Source organism: Streptomyces sp. NPDC053069 (genome assembly GCF_044546895.1).
In the GTDB taxonomy this organism is placed as follows: Bacteria; Actinomycetota; Actinomycetes; order Streptomycetales; family Streptomycetaceae; genus Streptomyces.
The window spans coordinates 131,364-145,007 of record NZ_JBITZN010000017.1 but is presented as its reverse complement, the minus strand read 5'-3'; the positions used below and the strand labels follow the sequence as shown (position 1 = coordinate 145,007).

20 protein-coding genes are annotated in these 13,644 nt (G+C 70.4%); 10 read left to right on the top strand and 10 right to left on the bottom strand.

What is annotated here, in order from left to right:
* Nucleotides 1-97 precede the first annotated feature (97 nt).
* The 4 genes from ACIGXP_RS32645 to ACIGXP_RS32630 form a co-directional block, all read right to left on the bottom strand.
* Entirely contained in the window at nt 98-388 is a 291-nt protein-coding gene (locus ACIGXP_RS32645; protein WP_043502058.1) for a DUF1416 domain-containing protein, read from the bottom strand.
* A gap of 24 nt (nt 389-412) precedes the next feature.
* Nucleotides 413-1,258: a sulfurtransferase gene (locus ACIGXP_RS32640; RefSeq protein WP_363216953.1), complete on the bottom strand. Its 846-nt coding sequence runs from the start codon at nt 1,256-1,258 to the stop codon at nt 413-415.
* 128 nt (nt 1,259-1,386) lie between these two features.
* Nucleotides 1,387-1,467 (bottom strand): Ms5788A family Cys-rich leader peptide, encoded by an 81-nt coding sequence (locus ACIGXP_RS32635; protein WP_350751515.1) that lies wholly within the window; start codon nt 1,465-1,467, stop codon nt 1,387-1,389.
* A gap of 197 nt (nt 1,468-1,664) precedes the next feature.
* Nucleotides 1,665-2,402 carry a DUF2993 domain-containing protein gene (locus ACIGXP_RS32630; protein ID WP_399774531.1) on the bottom strand — a complete coding sequence of 246 codons (738 nt, stop codon included), beginning with the start codon at nt 2,400-2,402 and terminating at the stop codon, nt 1,665-1,667.
* Nucleotides 2,403-2,521: 119 nt separating this feature from the next.
* Between ACIGXP_RS32630 and ACIGXP_RS32625 the strand changes: the two genes are divergently transcribed.
* The gene (locus ACIGXP_RS32625) at nt 2,522-2,779 is read left to right on the top strand and encodes a DUF3099 domain-containing protein (RefSeq protein WP_363216955.1); all 258 of its coding nucleotides are present in this window, start codon (nt 2,522-2,524) and stop codon (nt 2,777-2,779) included.
* 8 nt (nt 2,780-2,787) lie between these two features.
* Here ACIGXP_RS32625 and ACIGXP_RS32620 read toward each other — a convergent pair whose 3' ends face one another.
* Nucleotides 2,788-4,206: a helix-turn-helix domain-containing protein gene (locus ACIGXP_RS32620; protein WP_399774528.1), complete on the bottom strand. Its 1,419-nt coding sequence runs from the start codon at nt 4,204-4,206 to the stop codon at nt 2,788-2,790.
* Between the two features lie 189 nt (nt 4,207-4,395).
* Here ACIGXP_RS32620 and ACIGXP_RS32615 point away from each other — a divergent pair, with 189 nt between their 5' ends.
* Entirely contained in the window at nt 4,396-5,043 is a 648-nt protein-coding gene (locus ACIGXP_RS32615; protein WP_399774525.1) for a hypothetical protein, read from the top strand.
* Nucleotides 5,044-5,083: 40 nt separating this feature from the next.
* Here the strand turns inward: ACIGXP_RS32615 and ACIGXP_RS32610 are convergent, their stop codons facing one another.
* The 3 genes from ACIGXP_RS32610 to ACIGXP_RS32600 are packed head-to-tail and all read right to left on the bottom strand — an operon-like array spanning nt 5,084 to nt 6,089.
* Nucleotides 5,084-5,446 carry a DsrE family protein gene (locus ACIGXP_RS32610; RefSeq protein WP_363216958.1) on the bottom strand — a complete coding sequence of 121 codons (363 nt, stop codon included), beginning with the start codon at nt 5,444-5,446 and terminating at the stop codon, nt 5,084-5,086.
* The gene (locus ACIGXP_RS32605) at nt 5,443-5,700 is read right to left on the bottom strand and encodes a hypothetical protein (RefSeq protein WP_399774520.1); all 258 of its coding nucleotides are present in this window, start codon (nt 5,698-5,700) and stop codon (nt 5,443-5,445) included. Before ACIGXP_RS32605 ends, ACIGXP_RS32610 begins: the two co-directional genes overlap by 4 nt.
* A complete protein-coding gene (locus ACIGXP_RS32600) occupies nt 5,697-6,089 on the bottom strand; it encodes a hypothetical protein (RefSeq protein ID WP_363216960.1) in 393 nt (130 codons plus the stop codon). Before ACIGXP_RS32600 ends, ACIGXP_RS32605 begins: the two co-directional genes overlap by 4 nt.
* Nucleotides 6,090-6,261: 172 nt before the next feature.
* Here ACIGXP_RS32600 and ACIGXP_RS32595 point away from each other — a divergent pair, with 172 nt between their 5' ends.
* The gene (locus ACIGXP_RS32595) at nt 6,262-7,104 is read left to right on the top strand and encodes a helix-turn-helix domain-containing protein (RefSeq protein WP_399774517.1); all 843 of its coding nucleotides are present in this window, start codon (nt 6,262-6,264) and stop codon (nt 7,102-7,104) included.
* Nucleotides 7,086-7,280 (top strand): DUF397 domain-containing protein, encoded by a 195-nt coding sequence (locus ACIGXP_RS32590; protein WP_399774514.1) that lies wholly within the window; start codon nt 7,086-7,088, stop codon nt 7,278-7,280. Before ACIGXP_RS32595 ends, ACIGXP_RS32590 begins: the two co-directional genes overlap by 19 nt.
* Here the strand turns inward: ACIGXP_RS32590 and ACIGXP_RS32585 are convergent, their stop codons facing one another.
* On the bottom strand, nt 7,281-7,439 hold the full coding sequence (locus ACIGXP_RS32585) for a hypothetical protein (RefSeq protein ID WP_363216963.1): 159 nt from the start codon (nt 7,437-7,439) through the stop codon (nt 7,281-7,283). It lies immediately after the preceding gene.
* A 311-nt stretch (nt 7,440-7,750) separates the two neighbouring features.
* On the opposite strand from ACIGXP_RS32585, the gene ACIGXP_RS32580 reads away from it, so the two are divergent.
* From ACIGXP_RS32580 to ACIGXP_RS32570, 3 genes are read left to right on the top strand one after another with little or no spacing between them, the layout of a single operon-like run.
* The gene (locus ACIGXP_RS32580) at nt 7,751-8,326 is read left to right on the top strand and encodes an FABP family protein (protein ID WP_363216964.1); all 576 of its coding nucleotides are present in this window, start codon (nt 7,751-7,753) and stop codon (nt 8,324-8,326) included.
* A gap of 32 nt (nt 8,327-8,358) precedes the next feature.
* Complete coding sequence (locus tag ACIGXP_RS32575) at nt 8,359-8,796, top strand: Fur family transcriptional regulator (RefSeq protein WP_360083872.1); 438 nt, start codon at nt 8,359-8,361, stop codon at nt 8,794-8,796.
* Between the two features lie 9 nt (nt 8,797-8,805).
* The gene (locus ACIGXP_RS32570; protein ID WP_363216965.1) at nt 8,806-9,771 is read left to right on the top strand and encodes a folate-binding protein; all 966 of its coding nucleotides are present in this window, start codon (nt 8,806-8,808) and stop codon (nt 9,769-9,771) included.
* A 98-nt stretch (nt 9,772-9,869) separates the two neighbouring features.
* Here ACIGXP_RS32570 and dtd read toward each other — a convergent pair whose 3' ends face one another.
* Nucleotides 9,870-10,295: a D-aminoacyl-tRNA deacylase gene (dtd, locus tag ACIGXP_RS32565; protein WP_363216986.1), complete on the bottom strand. Its 426-nt coding sequence runs from the start codon at nt 10,293-10,295 to the stop codon at nt 9,870-9,872.
* 159 nt (nt 10,296-10,454) lie between these two features.
* Here dtd and ACIGXP_RS32560 point away from each other — a divergent pair, with 159 nt between their 5' ends.
* From ACIGXP_RS32560 to ACIGXP_RS32550, 3 genes are all read left to right on the top strand, one after another.
* A complete protein-coding gene (locus ACIGXP_RS32560; RefSeq protein WP_399774508.1) occupies nt 10,455-11,093 on the top strand; it encodes an aerial mycelium formation protein in 639 nt (212 codons plus the stop codon).
* A gap of 51 nt (nt 11,094-11,144) precedes the next feature.
* Complete coding sequence (locus tag ACIGXP_RS32555; protein ID WP_399774505.1) at nt 11,145-12,416, top strand: GNAT family N-acetyltransferase; 1,272 nt, start codon at nt 11,145-11,147, stop codon at nt 12,414-12,416.
* 301 nt (nt 12,417-12,717) lie between these two features.
* Nucleotides 12,718-13,629 carry a winged helix-turn-helix domain-containing protein gene (locus ACIGXP_RS32550; protein ID WP_363216968.1) on the top strand — a complete coding sequence of 304 codons (912 nt, stop codon included), beginning with the start codon at nt 12,718-12,720 and terminating at the stop codon, nt 13,627-13,629.
* Nucleotides 13,630-13,644: the final 15 nt, after the last annotated feature.

Genomic DNA, 13,644 nt, shown 5'->3' with positions numbered 1-13,644 from the left:
GCGACGACTCCACCCCCACGGCGGGAAGCCGAAGGGCCGTACCCCCACTGGCGTCCAACCCCAGGGGTACGGCCCTTCGGCCCGTCACAGAACCCGCTCAGACCGCGATGGCGACCTCGGCCAGCGCGCCCTTCTCCGCCACGACGACCGTACGGTCCGCCGTGCCGCCGGGCACCAGCGCGCGCACGGTCCACGTGCCCTCGGCCGCGTAGAACCGGAACTGGCCGGTCGCCGAGGTGGGCACCTCGGCGGTGAACTCGCCGGTCGAGTCCAGCAGACGGACATAGCCCGTCACCGGCTCGCCGTCGCGGGTCACCTGACCCTGGATCGTGGTCTCACCGGGCTTGATCGTCGAGGCGTCCGGGCCGCCGGCCTTCGCTCCGCACATGCTGTCTCTCCAGAGGGGTTGGGATTACTTGTTGGCGCCGAGCTCGATCGGCACGCCGACGAGGGAGCCGTACTCGGTCCAGGAACCGTCGTAGTTCTTGACGTTCTCGACGCCGAGCAGCTCGTGCAGCACGAACCAGGTCAGGGCCGAGCGCTCACCGATGCGGCAGTAGGCGATCGTGTCCTTGGCGAGGTCCACGTTCTCCTCGGCGTACAGGGCCTTGAGGTCCTCGTCCGACTTGAACGTGCCGTCGTCGTTGGCGTTCTTCGACCACGGGATGTTGCGCGCGGTCGGCACGTGGCCCGGGCGCTGCGACTGCTCCTGCGGGAGGTGCGCCGGGGCGAGCAGCTTGCCGGAGAACTCGTCGGGCGAGCGGACGTCGACCAGGTTGTGCGAGCCGATCGCGGCGACGACGTCGTCACGGAAGGCGCGGATCGAGGTGTCCTGCGGCTTGGCCTTGTAGTCCGTCTTCGGGCGCTCGGGGACCTCGTCGCCGGCGACCAGCTCGCGGGCGTCCAGCTCCCACTTCTTGCGGCCGCCGTCGAGGAGCTTGACGTTCTCGTGGCCGTACAGCTTGAAGTACCAGTAGGCGTACGACGCGAACCAGTTGTTGTTGCCGCCGTAGAGGACCACGGTGTGGTCGTTGGCGATGCCCTTCTCCGACAGGAGCTTCTCGAAGCCCTCCTGGTCGACGAAGTCGCGGCGGACCGGGTCCTGGAGGTCCTTGGTCCAGTCGATGCGGATCGCGTTCTTGATGTGGTTCTTGTCGTAGGCGGACGTGTCCTCGTCCACCTCGACGATGGCGATGGCCGGGTCGTCCAGGTGCTCCTGCAGCCAGTCGGCGTCGACCAGGACGTCGGTGCGGCTCATGCTCTTTCTCCTCCGGGGCAGTTGCGGCGGGGCGTGCGAGTAGAGGGGTGCGCGCTCGCGGGGGCGGGCGGCGCACGGGTGCCCTTTCAGCAGGGCGGCTGAGGGATGCGGAGGTCGGGGACGTCCGCTCAGAAGGGGCGACAGAGCATGGCGGCAACGCGGCACAGGTCCACTGCCCGCCGCTTCGTGAGATCCGCCTGTCGCTTCATGCCGACGATCGTAGGGACGTCCGGGCGGGCGTGTCACCGGTGTGTCATATGGCGAGACACGATCGTCCGTATGGCGGAATGAAGAAGCGCCCGGCGGCCGTCGTGCGGCCCGCCGAGCGCTTGCGGGAGTCTTCTCATCTACGGTACGGACGGCGTTGTCTCGCCACTCGGACGATCGGCGTCCGTCAGCAGTGCTCCTACCCCGCCAGCTTGACGTCGGAACCCTTCACCGTGATCTCCACACCGTTCTTCACGGCCTGCACCTTGTCCAGCTTGATGCCGCCGGGCAGCCGGTCGATGGCCTGCTGGAAGTCGGTGATCTCACGGATGCGGTTCTCGGCGATCGCGGCGGCGCCGAGGCGGGGCAGCGAGTCGGCGTGGACCTGCACCTTGTCGTTCTCGACGGTCACCGAACTGAGCACGGGCACGGTCTGCTTGATCCCGAGGGACGAGACGGTGCCCTCCACCATGACCTTGATCTTGCCGTTGCCGCCGTCGGAGAGGCCGACGATCCGGGCCGTGATCCCGGGGGCGACCTCCGTCGGCTTGGAGTCCGCGGTCTTCAGCAGCTCGGCGTAGGAGATCGTCGCGGTGCCGGTGGCGCTGTCCGCGGTGGCGGAGCTGTAGTCCCCGGAGAACGCGACGCCCTTCATGTCGGCCTTCAGGTCGTCGATCCTGATGGTCTGCCCCGCCTTGCCGGTGGCGGCCCGGTAGTCCTTGATCCCGACCTCGACGTCGTCGAGCGACCCGCCCGCGACCTGGGTCAGGAACGGGAACCCCTTGATGTCGACGTCCGGCGTCGAGGCCAGGTTCTCCGTCGCCTTCAGCTTGTCGGCGGCCTCCCCCTCGGCGAAGTGCACGGCCACCCGGTCCGCGATCACGAACAGCCCGCCCAGGATCACGACGAGGATCAGGATGATTCGCAGGGCGCGCATGTGGTGGTTCCCCCCGGACGAGAGCGGTGTACGGCTACGCCACGGTAACCCTGCGAGGGGCGGCCGAGCGGTGATTGTGGATCACTTGTGACAGGGGTCGCCCGGCCTACTCTGGAGTCATGTACGCACGGCGGCGTCACATCTACTTCGCCATGATGGGGACGTGCATCGGCCTCTTCGTCCTGGCGTGGGGAGTCGTGCGCCTCTGGTCGGTACCGGCGGCCGTCGGCATGTGCGTCGTGGCCATGATCATCCCGCCGGTCGCCGCGATGATCGCCAACCGGCGGGGCCCGGAGGACCGCTGGTGGGACGACCCCTCCGGCGATCCCCAGTCCGACGAGTGGTGGGACGAGCTGGACGGCAGGAAACGGCGGTAGCCCGAGCCTCAGCCCGTCCAGGGCTGCCAGACCCCCTTGCCGTCCGCCGCGTTGTACCAGTACTGCTTGTCGCCGCGCATGCCGGCGGTGCGGAACGGTCTGCCGTGGTCGTCGATGCGGGTCGTGCCCTGCCGGTCGCCGCTGCTCCAGACGAGTTCGAGGTACCAGTCGACGTCCTGGGCGGCCGTGGCGGCGTCGATGTTCAGCACCTCCGGGTCGTCGGCGGACACCTTGTAGGGGAAGTCCGTGGCCCGGGTCTTGATGTTCCCCTCGTGTCCCGGCACCGCCTTCGCGCTCGGGGCCTGGGCGTCGAGGTCGACGGCGAAGGACGCCGGGGCCAGGTCACCGCCGCACTGCCCGCCCATGGTGAAGGCGTTCCACGCGGGGGCCTTGCGGGTGCCGGTGACACGGACGTGCAGCCCGTGCAGCACGACCGGCCGGCTGCTGTCGCCCTGCACGGTCACCTGCAGCCGCAGATGCCCGGCGGGCACGGCACCCAGCGCGGCGGCCCAGCCGTCGGTGGCCTGGCTCGCGGGGGGCGGAGCCACCTTCTTCGGGTCGCTGTTCAGCAGGAACCACTGGTCACAGGAGTTGTCCCAGTTGTTGGTCAGCACGTTGACGTGGAACGGGGCCGAGGCGGGCGCGGTCGCCGGGTGCGAGGGGTTGCGGGAGGATCCGGCGGAGTCCGCCCGGCCGACGGCCCGGGACGGGGAGCCGGTGGGGGATGTGCTCCCGGTGGGGGCGGAGTCGGCGGTGGTCGCCCTGCCGCCGTGCGGGACGCGGGCCGCGGACCCGTCGGCGGTCCCGTCCGCGGTCGGGTCGGCGACAGAGCGCGCGGAGGGCCTGCCGGAGTCCTGCGCGGCGGTGACCAGGGCCGGCACGGCGACGGCGGCGACGGCCACCGCGCCGGCGGCGATCAGGAGCCGTGGGCGACGGAGGCGGGCGGTACGGGACGTGCGGAGGGCCGCAGGGGCGGGGGCGGTCTTCAGGTCCGGTGCGGTCTCCCCTGCCCCCGCGTCGGCCTCTGCCCCTGCCTCGGCCTCTGCCCCTGCCTGGGCCTCTGCTCCTGCCTCTGCCCCTGCTCCTGACGCCTCTGGCCGCCGGGTCGCGCCCTCGGCCGAACGCCCCGTGGAGACGGCATCCGCCACCGAGGGGTCCCCACCTGGCCGTCCCCCGTCCCGGCGGCGGGACGCGTCCGCCAGGATCCAGCGGCGGTGCAGCTCGACCAGTTCCTCCGCGCTCGCCCCGCACACCCGGGCGAACCGTTCCAGCGGCGCGTACTCGGTCGGCACCGCCGTGCCGTTGCAGTAGCGGTGCAGTGTGGACGTGCTGACGTGGAGCCGTTTGCCGAGCGCGCCGTAACTGCGCCCGGACCGGTCCTTTAATGCGCGGAGCAACTCCGCCAGCGCGTCCGTCTCCCGGCCCATGCCACCCTCCCCATCCCGGAACGGCATTCCAGGCTCTGCCGTTTCCCCTGGTGAGAGTGCGCAAAAGCGTTCCAGGGTTCCGCATTTCCCGGCGGTCATGGCGACTGGGACAAATCTCACTCCACAGTTCGGTGCAGCGGCCGGTCCACCAGGCCCGGCCACCGAGCGAACCACCAACGGGAGACACACATGTCCGCCAAGCGCATCCTCGTCACCGCCGCCACGCTGGCCCTCGGCTCCGCCGCCGTCGTCGGCTGCAGCGGCACCTCGTCGGCCTCCGGCTCCACGCCGTCCGCGTCCGCCGTCCGGGCCACGACCGCGTCGCCGTCCCACGCCACCGGTACGCCGGGAACGCACGCCTCGTCCATCGGTGGCAGCACGGCGCAGGCCGGCTCCCGCACGAGCGCGACGGGCGACGCCCACCGCACCGCCACCGGCTCCGGGAACAAGAAGGCTCCCTCCTGCCGGGCCGACCAGCTCACCGTCACCGCCGCGCCGGTGTCCCGTCCCCTGAACCACCTGCTGATCACCGCCAAGAACACCAGCGGCAGCCCGTGCGACCTGGGGATCATCGGCCTGGTCACCTTCGACGGCAAGATCAGGGCCACCACCCCGGACGGCATCGGCGGCGGACCCAACATCCTCCAGCCGGGCCAGAGCTCCTACGAGGGCGTGTCCCTGGACCAGCAGGACGCCCCCGGCAGCGGAACGCACACCTCGACGCTCTCCGTGCAGCTCGACGGCGGTGACACCGTCCGGATTCCCGTGAAGACGTACGTCCACGCCCCCAAGATCACGGTCTGGGAGCCCACGGCGGCGGACGCCCTCGTCCTCTGAGACGCGTGAGCAGGCGCTCGTCTCAGCCGATCACGGTGGATCAGTAGACGAGCGCCTGCGTGTCGTCGGCGAGGGATTCCTGTACGAAGACCTGCGCGCCCGCGATCCGTACGCCCTCGATGACGTCCTTCTCGGTGATCTCCCGCCGGGCGGCACACTGCGTGCACAGCGTGATGCGCCCGGCGGCGAGGATCGACTCGATCAGATCCGGCAGCGGCGCCGCGTGCGGCAGCTCGAACTCCGCGGCCCGCCCCGGCAGCGCGAACCAGGACGACTCCCCGGTCAGCCACAGCGACACCTCGACGCCGCTGGCGACGGCCACCGCGGCCACCGTGAACGCCTGCGAACAGCGCTCGGGGGCGTCCGCCCCGGCCGTCACCTTGATCACGAGCTTCTTGGTCATGCCGGAAGCGTAGCCGCGGCGACGATCGTGACGAGCAGCGTGGCGACACAGAGAGCGGTGAGTACGCCGCTCATGGTGGCGCCGTCGAACCGGGTCCGCCGTCGGCGCCGGTGCCGGGATCGGGTGGCGAAACCGGGGTGGAAGGGCGGGAGCGCATAACCCGGTGAGAGGGGGACCGAGTCTCCTGACGCGCCGTGCTCCGCCCGGTACCGCTTGCACTCCTCGTACGGGAGACCGCCCTGGATGCCGCTCATGCGCGGTGCTCCTGCCGCTGATGCTGGCGCAGCAGCACATTGGCGTCGGTCTCCGCGCTGCGATCGCACACCGCCCGTGCCATCTCCCGCAGCTCGGCCATCCTCATGCACGCCGGGCAACCGGGGACCGGCCGGGGCGGGCGGCTGAGGTCGTCGGGGTCGGGCGGAACGGCCCGCGTACGGCCGTTCCTTGCGTGGACGCTCGCGCTGAGGCGTTCGCGGTCGGTGGCCGGGCGCACCGCGGCGGGATCGGCCTGCCACTCGCGGCCACCGCCGAGGGGGCGCAGCAGCGCGTACGGCCCCGAGCGGTCCTGGTACTCGCCGACGCGCTGGGTGGCGGGGTCGTAGAGCAGGGCGCCGGGTTCGTAGCCGGCCGGTTCCGTTCTCATGGCGTTCGCTCCTTTGCTCAACTTCTATACGGAATGCGACAGTTGCACTACTCTGCGTGCTCCTGGGCTGATACGAGGATGGTCCAGGGCGGAGACGGACACGAGCGGAATGGCGGCTAGTGCCACAGGCGGCGGCCCAAATTCCACAAATTCCACAAGCAGGGAGGGCGCGGTGCCGCAGCGGAGGGCGATCACGGGGCGAAGCCAGGAGCCGAGGGTTCGTTTCGCCGAGGAGCTGCGGTTACTGCGGGCCGCCCGGGGCGTGAGCCTGCGGACGCTGGCCGACGCGGTGGGCTGGGACGCGTCCCTCTTCGGCAAGCTGGAGAACGGCCACACACTGGGCGGGCCGGAGGTGGCGCAGGCGCTGGACCAGTACTACGGCACGGGGCGATTGCTGCTGACCCTCTGGGAGTTGGCGATGGCGGACCCGACGCAGTTCAAGGAGCGGTATCGGCGGTACATGGTGGCGGAGGCCGAGGCGGTGAGCCTGTGGCAGTACTCCGTAAGCCGACCGCCGGGGCTGCTGCAGACGGCGGGATACGCGCGAGAAGCACTCGCCGCGGGTGGCCTCAGCGGGGAGGAGCTGGATCAGCAGGTGGGTGCGCGCATCGGACGGCGGCACGTGCTGGAGGGCAACTGCGCACCGCCGTTTCGAGTCATTCTCTGGGAGGCGGTGCTGCGCAACTCGCTGCGTGACCCCGGCGAGTGGCGTGAGCAGCTCACGTATCTGGCGCAGGCTGCGGAGCGCCCGAACATCACCCTCTACGTGCTGCCCTTCGGCGCCGGTCTGCACGGCATGGACAGCACCGACACCATGTTCCTCCATCTGCCCGACGGTCGTACCGTGGCCTACGTAGAGAACGACGTGCGGGGTGAACTCATCGAGGAAACCACCAGGGTTGGGCGTCTGCAGCGCACCTATGATGACGTGCGCGACCTGGCGTTGAGCCCCGCCGAGTCGCGAACGTTCATCTTGCGGATGTTGGAGGAAGCGCCATGCGAGCCATCGACCTGAGCAACGTGACCTGGCGCAAGAGCTCGTACAGCAACTCGGACGGCGGCAACTGCGTCGAGGTCGCTGACAACCTTCCCCTCGTCCCCGTCCGCGACAGCAAGGACACCATCCGCACCCCCCTGCTGATCGGCGCGGGCGCCTGGTCCGCCTTCGTGGACGGAGTCAAGCGGGGCTGATCAGCCGAAGAGTCCTGCGTTCAGGGGGGTGCCCACCAGGTCTGTGACGTCTGACAGGGCCGCAGAATCATCGTTCTGGGCGTGGGCAGTGGTCGGCATGACCGCCAGCAACAGCCCGGCAGCCACACCCGTCGCCATCGTGCGCAGCACCTTGAGCATGCTCTTCTCTCCGAATCTCAGGTGGGACCTGGATCAAGGTTCGGTGCCGGCCGGTGCCGGGGCGAGCCGGGCGGGCTGAATGGGGCCGGGGCCCTGGTCGGCCCACCTCGTCAAGAGAGCCCGAGCAGGGCCGCGTAAGCTGGGCCCCGGCTCTGTCGTATGCCCACCCTCGCTCAAGGAGCACCCGTGGAGATCTTCTTCGAAACCCTGCTGGTCCTGGTCTGCGTCGGCGTGCTCGCCTTCGCCGGTCTGACCGTGAAGAAGCTGTACCAGGGCCAGCGCTGACCACTCCCACCCAGGAAACGCCCCTCATGATCGAGATCCCGTCCGACCTGCACAAGGACCTCGTCCCGCTCGCCTTCCTGCTCGGCAACTGGGCCGGTGCGGGCGTGCACGACTTCCCCGGCTCGGAGAAGTGCAACTTCGGCCAGGAGGTCAGCTTCACCCACGACGGCCGGGACTTCCTGGAGTACCACTCCCAGACCTGGGTGCTGGACAACGACGGCAACAAGGTCCGCCCGCTGGAGTCGGAGCACGGCTTCTGGCGGATCGACGCCGACCGCAAGGTCGAGGTGACGATGACCCGCGACGACGGTGTCATCGAGATCTGGTACGGCGAGATGGCCGACAAGAAGCCGCAGATCGACCTGGTCACGGACGCCGTCGCCCGGACGGCCGCCTCGCAGCCCTACAGCGGTGGCAAGCGGCTCTACGGCTACGTCAAGAGCGACCTCATGTGGGTCGGCGAGAAGCAGACCCCCGAGGTCGAGCTCCGCCCCTACATGTCGGCCCACCTGAAGAAGGTCGTCACCCCGGAGGACGTCGAGCGCTGGGCCAAGGCCCTCCCGGACGACCTCCCGGACGACGGGATCGCTTTCTTCAAGTAGGCCCCGCACCAAGTGGTCCTAGACTCTGTGGTGTGGTGAGCACCGACTGGAAGAGCGACCTCAGGCAGCGCGGCTACCGGCTGACGCCGCAGCGGCAGCTTGTCCTCGAAGCCGTGGACACCCTTGAGCACGCGACCCCCGACGACATCCTCAGCGAGGTGAGGAAGACGGCGTCGGGGGTCAACATTTCCACGGTCTACCGGACCCTGGAGCTGCTGGAGGAGCTGGGCCTGGTCAGCCACGCCCATCTGGGGCACGGTGCGCCGACCTACCACCTCGCCGACCGCCACCACCATCTGCACCTGGTGTGCCGGGACTGCGAGAACGTGATCGAGGCCGATGTGGACGTCGCCGCCGAGTTCACGGCGAAGCTGCGCGCGCAGTTCGGGTTCGACACCGACATGAAGCACTTCGCGATCTTCGGCCGGTGCAAGGACTGTTCCCTGAAGAGTTCAACTACCACGTCGTAGGCTGGCCCTATGAAGAGCCCCCTGCTGACCCTGCCCGGCGCCGTCCCCGCCGAGGGTGTGGACGAAGGCGTCGCCGCCCACTACGGCGACCTGTTCCGCGAGCAGCGCGCCCTCGCCGACGGCACCGGATTCGTCGACCTGTCCCACCGGGGCGTCGTCACCGTCAGCGGCGACGACCGGTTGAGCTGGCTGCACCTCCTCCTCACCCAGCACGTCAGCGAGCTGCCGGCCGGTGAGGCGACCGAGGCGCTGATCCTGTCCGCGCACGGGCACATCGAGCACGCGCTGTACCTGGTGGACGACGGTACGACCGTGTGGGCGCACGTCGAGCCGGGTACGCAGGACGCGCTGATCGCGTACCTGGAGTCGATGAAGTTCTTCTACCGGGTGGAGGTCGCCGACCGAACGGGTGACATCGCCGTGGTGCACCTGCCCGCCGGGTCCATCGCCGAGGTGCCGGACGGGGTCGTCGTACGCGAGACGGCGTACGGCCGTGATCTGTTCCTGCCGCGTGCCGACCTGGAGTCCTTCGCGGCCACGCACGGCCCGGCCGCCGGGCTCCTCGCCCACGAGGCGCTGCGCGTCGAGCACCACCGGCCGCGGCTCGGTTTCGAGACCGACCACCGGACGATTCCGCACGAGCTGGGCTGGATCGGTACGGCCGTGCATCTGCAGAAGGGCTGCTACCGGGGGCAGGAGACGGTCGCCCGGGTCCAGAACCTGGGCAAGCCGCCGCGCCGCCTGGTCTTCCTGCACCTCGACGGCAGCGACGTCCATCTGCCGGTGCCGGGTACGGAGATCCGCATCGCGGACGAGGGGCCGGAGGGCCGGAAGATCGGCTTCGTGACGACGTCCGTACGGCACCACGAGCTGGGGCCGGTGGCACTGGCGCTGGTGAAGCGGAACGTGCCCGTCGACGCGCGGCTCCTGGCCGGAGAGACAGCGGCGGCGCAGGAGGTCGTGGTCGAGCCGTAGCGCCGTGGGGCGGGGGCCGTGTGGCGGCTGCGGGTCCGGGGTGGTTGCTCGCGCAGTTCCCCGCGCCCCTTGCGGGGCGGTCATCGCCGTCGTAGTGCTTAAATCTCCAGCAGCACCGTAAAGGGCCCGTCGTTCGTCAGAGACACCCGCATCTGTGCGCCGAAGCGGCCCGTGGCCACCGTCGCCCCCAGTCCCCGCAGCTGGGCCACGACCTCGTCCACCAGCGGCTCGGCGACGTCACCCGGGGCCGCCGCGTTCCAGGTGGGCCGGCGGCCCTTGCGGGCGTCGCCGTAGAGGGTGAACTGGCTGATGACCAGCAGGGGGGCGTCGATGTCGCTGCATGACCTCTCGTCCTGCAGCATCCGGATCGACCAGAGCTTGCGGGCCAGCTGCGCCGCCTTCTCCTTGGTGTCCTCATGGGTCACCCCGACGAGGACGCACAGCCCCTCACCCTCGATCGCGCCGACCGTCTCGCCGTCCACGACGACGCTCGCGCCGTCCACTCTCTGCACCACCGCACGCATGCGGACCATCATGCCGGGTGCCCGGTACGCGGATATAGAGGGTCCAATATAGATCCCTTACCCCCCATCTGGGGCTGTTCGGGGGCACTCGGTCACTTAGTGGCCAGTTGGGGTGGCACGATGCTCCCACACGCCGGTCGAGGGGACGGTCAGAAGCACATGAGCACACCGAGTACCAGCGGGCGGCTGGAAACGCAGGGGGCGCAGGGGGCGCAGGGGACGGAGTCGGCCCTCTCCGTGGAGCCGGCCCTTTCCGTGGAGCCGGCCCTTTCCGTGGAGCCGGCCCTGCCCGCCGAGCCTCCCGCGCCCGACCTGGCCCGGCTGAGCCTGCCCGAGCTGCGCACCCTGCGCCGCGACGCCCAGCGCGACGAGGCGGACCTCAGCTATGTGCGGCGGCTGCTGCAGGGCAGGATCGACATCCTGCGTGCCGAGCTGTGCCGGCGCGGCCGGGCGTCCGTGCCCGCCCCGGCGGACGGCTCCATGGTCGACCGGCTCCCGGAGATCCTCAAGGACGCCCCGGCCCGGCACCGTTCCTCGGCCCGCCATGTCACGCTCGGCACCCCGCACAACGAGGAGTACCGGCAACTGGCCGCCGAGATGCTCGCCGAGGTCGAGCTGTCGGACCTGGAAGCGCGGACGGACCTGGAACTGACCATGGCCATGGGCCGCCTGGTCCGCTACGAGCAGGAGGTCTCCCGTCGCCGCCAGCACCTGCAGCGCACGACCGACGACTGCAGCGCGGAGATCGCCCGCCGCTACCGGGTGGGCGAGGCCCAGGTGGACGACCTGCTGCTCTGAGTCGGCGAAATGCAGGCGACAGGTTCCGGGGGCGCCGCCTACCGTGACCCCATGAGCGACGTCCGAAGCGTCACCGAGGCCGAGTTCGAGGACTGGCTGCGCGCGCATGCCGTCGGGTTTCTGCGGCCGCCCGTCGTGACACCTGAGCAGGTCGACGCCCGCCGCGGCCAGTTCGTGCCGGGCCGGCTGCTCGGGGCCTTCGACGACGGCCGTTGTGTGGCCACCTTCCGGTCCTTCACCCAGGAACTGACCGCGGTCGGCGGCGCGTCCGTGCCCGCGGACGCCATCACCAACGTCAGTGTCACCGCCACCCACCGCCGCCGCGGTCTGCTGAGCCGCATGATGGCGCAGGACCTGGCCGCGGCGAAGGAGCGCGGTGACGTCGTCGCCACCCTGATCGCCGCCGAGTACCCGATCTACGGCCGCTACGGCTTCGGCCCGGCCACCTGGGCGAACGAGTGGACCATCGAGGTGCCCCGGGCGGGCCTCGACCCCCGCTGGTCGGGCCCGGGTGACGGAGGCCGGATCGAGCTGGTGGACGGCGAGGACGTGCGCAAGCTCGGCCCCGAGCTGTTCGAGCGGTTCCGCCGCCTGCAGCCCGGCGCGGTCAGCCGCGACGAGCTGTGGTGGCAGGTGAACACCGGGGCGGTCCGCTTCTACGACGACTGGACCGAGCCCTTCTACGCCGTCTACCGCGCGGCCCATGGCGAGGTCGAGGGGCTGGTGGCGTACAAGTCCGACGAGACCTGGACCGGCAAGCAGCCGGATCAGACCGCCAGTGTGCTGGGGCTCGTCGCCACCACGACGGCGGCCGAGCGCGCCCTGTGGCACTTCCTGTGCTCCATCGACTGGATCACCAAGGTCAAGTGCGGCTACCGAGGCCCCGACGATCTGCTCCCGCGCTATCTTCCCGACCCGCGCGCGGCACGGATCATCTCGCACGCGGACTGGCTCTGGCTGCGGATCCTGGACGTCGTACGGGCCCTGGAGGCGCGGACGTACGACGGGGCGGGCGCGGTCGTCCTGGAGGTCGTGGACGGACGGGGGTCCCCCCGCGCGAGCGAGGCCGAGCGCGGGGGAGGACTCGCCGCGGGCCGGTTCCGGCTGGAGGCCTCGCCCGACGGGGCGTCCTGCACCCCGACGACCGTGAGCGCCGATCTGACGCTGGACGTGGGCGAGTTGGCCTCGGTCTGGCTCGGGGGTGAGTCTCTGCTGCGGCTGGTCGCGCTCGGCCGGGTGCAGGAAGAAAGAGAGGGCGCCGCCCGGAAGGCCGACGCCCTGTTCCGCTCGCCCGGGCGGCCGTGGTGCCCGGACATCTTCTGACCGCTCCTCTCTCCCGGTGACGCTGACCGTTCATCCGTAGCGAGCTGTTCAGTTGTGGCTGTGCTGCTCTGTTCAGTTGTGGCTGTGCGAGGTCGTCTTCAGTTGTGACTGTGCGCTTCGGTGGCCGTCCCCTGTCCGGACTCCCGGCTCCCCTCCGGAAGGGAGCCCGATCGGCCAACCACTGGGAAGCTTGACCATGTCGTGAAGTTGGCAGCCAACTTCACTGTACTTATCTCCGTTGGGAAGCGACTCATAACCAGCCGTCGGCGAACTGCCGCAACTTGGCGGGAAGTTGTAGTGTTTGTCCGTGGACCCGGAGCACGCCTCCGCCAATGGACGGACGAGGTCACACCGGCCTCATGCGTCCCGCGACATCGCCGACGAACTGCGCACCCGGATCAGGTCCGGTGTGCTGCGGGCGGGCCAGCGCATGCCCACGCAGGCCGCGCTGGCCGACGAGTTCGGTGTCGAACGGGGCGCGGTACGGCAGGCGTTGCGCATCCTGCAGTCGGAGCGGCTGCTGACCAACGTTTCCAAGGGCAGCCCGGCCACGGTGGCGGCGGTGCCGGGGCCGGCGGGCCCGCCGGCCGGACCGGCGGCGCCGCCGCAGCCCACCATGGTGGGCCTCGCGCCCCGTATCGCGGAGGCCTTCGCCGTCCCGCACGTGCGCATCGACGCCCTGTGCCTGACCGCGGTCTCGCTCACGATGGCCATCGGGGAGCCGCTCCGACAGATCCACGCCAGGCGGTTGAAACCGGCCAAGATCGACGTCCGGGTGCTGCTGCCCAGCCGTGACATCGACCTCGCCTTCCCGGCGCCCGTGGCCGCCGACGACCGCGGTCTGCTGCACCGCCGCTGGCTGGCCCAGCGCAACGCCCAGGGCCTGGTGCTGCGGCAGAACCTGCAGGCCCTGTACGCCACCCACGGCGTCGACGTACGGGTCTGCTTCCGGGCCCTGCCGTTCACCCCGCCGGTCAAGCTGTATCTGCTCAACGGCTCCGAGGCGTTGTTCGCGTACTACACGCTCGGGCGGCGCGAACGGGAGATCGACCACGCGCACCTGGAGCTGTACGACGTCGACGGCACGCGCTCGATGCTGTTCGCGTTCGAGCGGCGTGCCGGGCAGCGGGACGCCGCGTTCGTGGAGCAGTCGCGGCTGTGGTTCGACGCGCTGTGGGAGACGATCAGCTCGGAGCTGCTCCTCAGCCCCTAGCCCGACCGAGTCCCC

Bases quoted from the DNA above. Each gene is read 5' to 3' on its own strand.
- dtd (WP_363216986.1), bottom strand. From the start codon at position 10,295: ATGCGTGCGGTGGTGCAGAGAGTGGACGGCGCGAGCGTCGTCGTGGAC.
- ACIGXP_RS32625 (WP_363216955.1), top strand. From the start codon at position 2,522: ATGTACGCACGGCGGCGTCACATCTACTTCGCCATGATGGGGACGTGC.
- ACIGXP_RS32615 (WP_399774525.1), top strand. From the start codon at position 4,396: ATGTCCGCCAAGCGCATCCTCGTCACCGCCGCCACGCTGGCCCTCGGC.
- ACIGXP_RS32555 (WP_399774505.1), top strand. From the start codon at position 11,145: ATGAGCGACGTCCGAAGCGTCACCGAGGCCGAGTTCGAGGACTGGCTG.
- ACIGXP_RS32645 (WP_043502058.1), bottom strand. From the start codon at position 388: ATGTGCGGAGCGAAGGCCGGCGGCCCGGACGCCTCGACGATCAAGCCC.
- ACIGXP_RS32630 (WP_399774531.1), bottom strand. From the start codon at position 2,402: ATGCGCGCCCTGCGAATCATCCTGATCCTCGTCGTGATCCTGGGCGGG.
- ACIGXP_RS32600 (WP_363216960.1), bottom strand. From the start codon at position 6,089: ATGAGAACGGAACCGGCCGGCTACGAACCCGGCGCCCTGCTCTACGAC.
- ACIGXP_RS32620 (WP_399774528.1), bottom strand. From the start codon at position 4,206: ATGGGCCGGGAGACGGACGCGCTGGCGGAGTTGCTCCGCGCATTAAAG.
- ACIGXP_RS32590 (WP_399774514.1), top strand. From the start codon at position 7,086: ATGCGAGCCATCGACCTGAGCAACGTGACCTGGCGCAAGAGCTCGTAC.
- ACIGXP_RS32585 (WP_363216963.1), bottom strand. From the start codon at position 7,439: ATGCTCAAGGTGCTGCGCACGATGGCGACGGGTGTGGCTGCCGGGCTG.
- ACIGXP_RS32580 (WP_363216964.1), top strand. From the start codon at position 7,751: ATGATCGAGATCCCGTCCGACCTGCACAAGGACCTCGTCCCGCTCGCC.
- ACIGXP_RS32610 (WP_363216958.1), bottom strand. From the start codon at position 5,446: ATGACCAAGAAGCTCGTGATCAAGGTGACGGCCGGGGCGGACGCCCCC.
- ACIGXP_RS32560 (WP_399774508.1), top strand. From the start codon at position 10,455: ATGAGCACACCGAGTACCAGCGGGCGGCTGGAAACGCAGGGGGCGCAG.
- ACIGXP_RS32635 (WP_350751515.1), bottom strand. From the start codon at position 1,467: ATGAAGCGACAGGCGGATCTCACGAAGCGGCGGGCAGTGGACCTGTGC.
- ACIGXP_RS32570 (WP_363216965.1), top strand. From the start codon at position 8,806: ATGAAGAGCCCCCTGCTGACCCTGCCCGGCGCCGTCCCCGCCGAGGGT.
- ACIGXP_RS32640 (WP_363216953.1), bottom strand. From the start codon at position 1,258: ATGAGCCGCACCGACGTCCTGGTCGACGCCGACTGGCTGCAGGAGCAC.
- ACIGXP_RS32605 (WP_399774520.1), bottom strand. From the start codon at position 5,700: ATGAGCGGCATCCAGGGCGGTCTCCCGTACGAGGAGTGCAAGCGGTAC.